The 4038-nt window shown below is 69.9% G+C and carries 5 protein-coding genes; 3 read left to right on the forward strand and 2 right to left on the reverse strand.

The annotated features are described in order from the left end of the window. Positions 1-407: 407 nt before the first annotated feature. Positions 408-974, forward strand: coding sequence for a hypothetical protein (locus tag I59_RS06765; RefSeq protein ID WP_022903219.1), 567 nt, complete (start codon positions 408-410; stop codon positions 972-974). A gap of 85 nt (positions 975-1059) precedes the next feature. After that, positions 1060-1575 (forward strand): hypothetical protein, encoded by a 516-nt coding sequence (locus I59_RS06770; protein ID WP_022903220.1) that lies wholly within the window; start codon positions 1060-1062, stop codon positions 1573-1575. A gap of 342 nt (positions 1576-1917) precedes the next feature. Here the strand turns inward: I59_RS06770 and I59_RS06780 are convergent, their stop codons facing one another. Beyond that, positions 1918-3099 carry an MFS transporter gene (locus I59_RS06780; protein ID WP_022903221.1) on the reverse strand — a complete coding sequence of 394 codons (1182 nt, stop codon included), beginning with the start codon at positions 3097-3099 and terminating at the stop codon, positions 1918-1920. Beyond that, a complete protein-coding gene (locus I59_RS06785; RefSeq protein WP_083881965.1) occupies positions 3096-3665 on the reverse strand; it encodes a DUF2127 domain-containing protein in 570 nt (189 codons plus the stop codon). The genes I59_RS06780 and I59_RS06785 overlap by 4 nt, the downstream gene beginning before the upstream one ends. Before the next feature lie 60 nt (positions 3666-3725). Between I59_RS06785 and I59_RS22690 the strand changes: the two genes are divergently transcribed. Continuing rightward, positions 3726-3899, forward strand: a complete 174-nt coding sequence (locus tag I59_RS22690) for a hypothetical protein (RefSeq protein WP_022903223.1) — start codon at positions 3726-3728, stop codon at positions 3897-3899. Positions 3900-4038 lie beyond the last annotated feature (139 nt).

The raw sequence follows: 4038 nt of genomic DNA on the forward strand, positions 1-4038 counted from the left end.
GCTGGTGGTCATCTGGGGCTCCTGGTGCTAAGGGCCGACCTGTTGACGACCTCATCCACGTGTATGCGGCGAAACCAGGACGAGCTGTGGGTGCCGGTCGTCGTCAGTCGGTCAGCGGGGCCGGCTTCCCCGCCGACTTCACGTCCGGAAGTCGGAGCTATCCCCAGGGGCATGCCGATCGGCGGGGTTCCAGGGCACTAGTCTCGTCCCTTCCGGCCGGAGGGTAAGAGCTATGGATAGGGATCTATATGTATGGGGGAGGTGGGAGGGGAGATGTATCCCTCTTCTTCTTCAGATCTATATCTGTGTTCAAGAAGTTAAGAAGAAGAAGAAAGAAGGCCCTACTTCCGCAGCAGGCTGCGGAACTGGCTGACTTGCCAGACCGCTCAACCCGTTGAGCGTCAGCCGTGATCTTCGCAAGCCAGGGGCTGGATCAACTCGGGTTTCGCCGCATCGTGTTGAGCATGGCCAGCACGACCCACTTCTCTCGGTTCACCTCAGGACTCTCGCGCTGCCCGGGAGCCGAGCTGGAAACCGAACCCATGGACCTCACGACCGCGGTTGGAGTCCCGGTGACCACGATGATCATCAGCTGCGGCAGAGACTGCGCGGTCGTGGACGATGTGACGACCGCATTGCAGTGGATGTTCCCGGGCGCGACCACTCGGGCAGACTTCGCCTCCCGGACTGCCGAGGCCGCTCAGGCCGCGGAGCGAGCGCACTACGAGCGGGTCCGGCGGTGCGTCGCTGCCCACAGGATGTCCGCTTCGCAGCACCGGCTCTACGCAGCACCGAAGGACACCCACTTCGACGGGCCGCTTCCGTTGCGGTGGCTCGGAGTCCCGCCGCTGTACCTGACGGGAACGCAGCTCGGCGAGCGACCGCTCCCGAGCGGTCTCACCGAGCGGGTGTGCGGAGCGCCCGATGCGTGCTTGCGGCTGCTCGCTGACGCAGGCGTCATCGAGTTGTGGTGAATCGACGTGGGTTGCCTTGCTCCGCGCATAGGTGCTCCGAGGACGACGTCCGTCAAGGACGGGGATCCGGAACGGAGAAGACACGTTGACCGAGGTACACCCCGAAACGACGATCGAGCACTGGGGTGGTGTCCTCGTCACGTTGGACGGCGCGTCGGGCACTGAATGGCGCGAGTTGCCGTGGTCCCTCCTGCGCGAGGCGCTCCGTGCGCACTCGCTCGGTCCGGGCGGGGAACTGCTCGTCATCGAGTGCCGCGACACCGACGCCGAAGACGCCGCGGTCCGCGGGCGTGCGCAGGTGCTCTCCCTCGGTGCCGGGTACGGCGTCATCGTGGAACTCCGGGACGACACCAAGGACGTGTCGTTGTACGAGCGCATCGCACTGCGCGACGAGCCTCGGGATGTCCTCCGACTGACGCTCTCTCCGACCTGGACCGCCGTCGTGCGCCAGGCCGAGATCCTCTCGCCGTGGCAAGCTGCCTCTGTCCTCGGGTGGATGATGCCCTGCGACGTTCCCCTGCTCGACGACTACTGGACGTCAGAGCAGGCTCTCGACTTCTGGCAGGACGTCCGAGCGGGCCGTCGCCGCCCACCGGTGTGATGCCGGACGACATCGTCTCGTCGCCAGTTCGTGGCACGTTTCTTGGCACGAATCTGTACGCATCGCCGTTCATCTCCGTTGATGTCGGTTCCATTCGGAAGCCCGCACCGGCGCGGATCTCGGGCCAGATGCCAGCCACGACGGGCAGGCCGTTCGACGGCACATTTCCCTGACACGGAAGAGGTCACTGGTTCGATCCCAGTATCGCCCACCACGCACGAACCCCCGGCTGGATCTTCGGATACGGCCGGGGGTTTCGTCGTTCACGGGGTCCTGGTGTCCACGAAGACCTGTCGCTCCCGGGGTTCGCTGTCCGAGCGTCGGTCCGCACGCCGTGCCCGCTCAGCCGCGCCGACGTTCCCGCTCGCGGAGCCCGACCCAGCCGACGACCGCGGCGCCCGCGGTCGTCGCCGCGAGCACGCCGAGGGCCGCGGGGAGCGTCCACGCGGCAGCGACGGCCCCGACGAGGAGCGGACCGCCGGCGTCGCCGACCTCGCGGCCGAGCTCGGCGTTCCCCATCGTCCGGCCCATCCGTTCCTCCGGTGTGGCGGCGGCGAGGTGCGCGAACGCCAGCGGGGTCACGACGCCGACCACGGCGCCGAACACGACCGCCGTGAGGAAGAGCGTGACGGCGTTCGGTGCGACCGCGACCACCACCAGCACGGCGGTCGCACCGGCGAGTGCTGCGGCGCTCCCGGTGCGGGTGGTGATGCGTCCGGCGTCGCGGAGCCGTCCGGTGCGGGGCTGCACCACCGTCGAGACGAGTGCGAGGACGACGATCGCCGCCGCGCCGACGGGGGCGGGGAGGTCGAGTCGTGTGGCGAGGAGCGGGAGGAAGCCGACGGCGACCCCGAGGACGGCCGTCGTCGACGCCAGCACGACCGTGGGCACGAGGAAGCTGCGGTCGGTGGTCTGCCGCACGAGGTCGACGAGCGTGTAGCGGGGCCGGGGCTGCGGCGCCAGGGCCGGCACCGACACGACGACCCAGGCCGCGGCGACCACGGCGAGCACCGCGAGGGCGAGGTACAGGGCGCGGATGTCGAGCGTCTCCACGAGGAGGATGCCGAGCAGCGGCCCGAGGACGTACCCGAGACCCTTCCAGGCGCCGTACCGACCGAAGTACCGGCCGAGTCGCTGCGTGCCCGCGAGCCGGGCGACCGCGGCGGAGGACGCCGGGCTGAACGCGGCGGCCGCTGCTCCCTGGCCGACGCGCGCGACGGCGAGCACCGTGATCGACGGGACCACGAGCGCCAGGAGCGACGCTAGGGCGAACCCGAGCAACCCCGCGACGATGACCGGCTTCGCTCCGACACGGTCGCTCAGCGCGCCGAACACCGGCTTGAGGACGACCTCGGCGACGTCGTAGAGCGCGAGCACGATCCCGAGGCCGAGGAGGCTCAGGCCGATGTCGTCGGTCTCGGCGCCCAGGACGCTCCCGACACCGTGAGCGCCGAACGCGGTCGTGAACCCGGCGAGGGAGAGCGGTGCGACGTGCCGTGCCGGCAGGCGCTGCGTCGTCGTCACGGGCCGAGTGTGGCCGAGGTCCCGACCGACGGTTTCTGTCCACGCGGCACGTCGTCCCGTCCCCACAGGCTGCGCAGGGCGTCACGGAGCCCGCGGTGGTGCCGTTGCTCGCGAACGGTCAGGGCGACGATGCCGACGTCGAACAGCGTCAGCAGCGCCAGGCCGATGCCGGGGTGGCGCACGAGTTCGTACCCCTGCCAGACGACGAACGCACTGAGCGCGGCGATCGCCCACGGGTACAGGCGCCGGGAACCCCGGAAGATCGCGGCGACGATGCCGAGCTTCACCAGTCCGTGGACGATCAGGTAGGCGGCGGCGAACAGGGTCGCGTCGGCGCTGAGGGTCGCGGCGCCGTGCCGGACGAGGTGGGCCACGAGGTCGTCGGGGTCCTCCTGGAGTTCCCCGGCGGTGATGGTCCGTGCCGCGGCCTCGACCTGGCCGGGCCGCAGGACGAGCAGGGGGATGCCCGCCGCGAGCTCGACGAGGCCGTCGATCCCCTTGAACGCGAAGCCGACCAGGAAGATCACGTCGAACCACCGCTCCCGTGTCCATCGTTTGCGCTCCATGCACCGAGTCTCCGCCTGCGGGACCCAGGAACGACCAAGACGGACGGTGCGGTCCCGGTCTTGCCGATCTCTGGGAAGACGGGTCAGAGGCTCGTCAGCGAGGTGGTGGAGATGACGCTCTGGATCGTGCTCGCAGTCGCGGGCGTTGCTGTGCTCGGGATGGTCAGCACCGCGGCCGCGCTGGTCGCGGTCGCCGCGGAGGCGGACCGGGAGGGACTGCTCGATGCCGACTGAGTCGAGGGTGCTCGCACGGTCGGTCCCGGCGAGGCCGGACGGTGGCCCCGGCGACAGGTGCCGCGGGGCGTGGTCCCGCTGGTCGTCGGCCTGCGGGGGTCCACCGTCTCGGTCGTCGGCAGTTGGGTGCCGAGCGTCT

The organism is Curtobacterium sp. B8 (assembly GCF_000333315.1).
In the GTDB taxonomy this organism is placed as follows: Bacteria; Actinomycetota; Actinomycetes; order Actinomycetales; family Microbacteriaceae; genus Curtobacterium; species Curtobacterium luteum.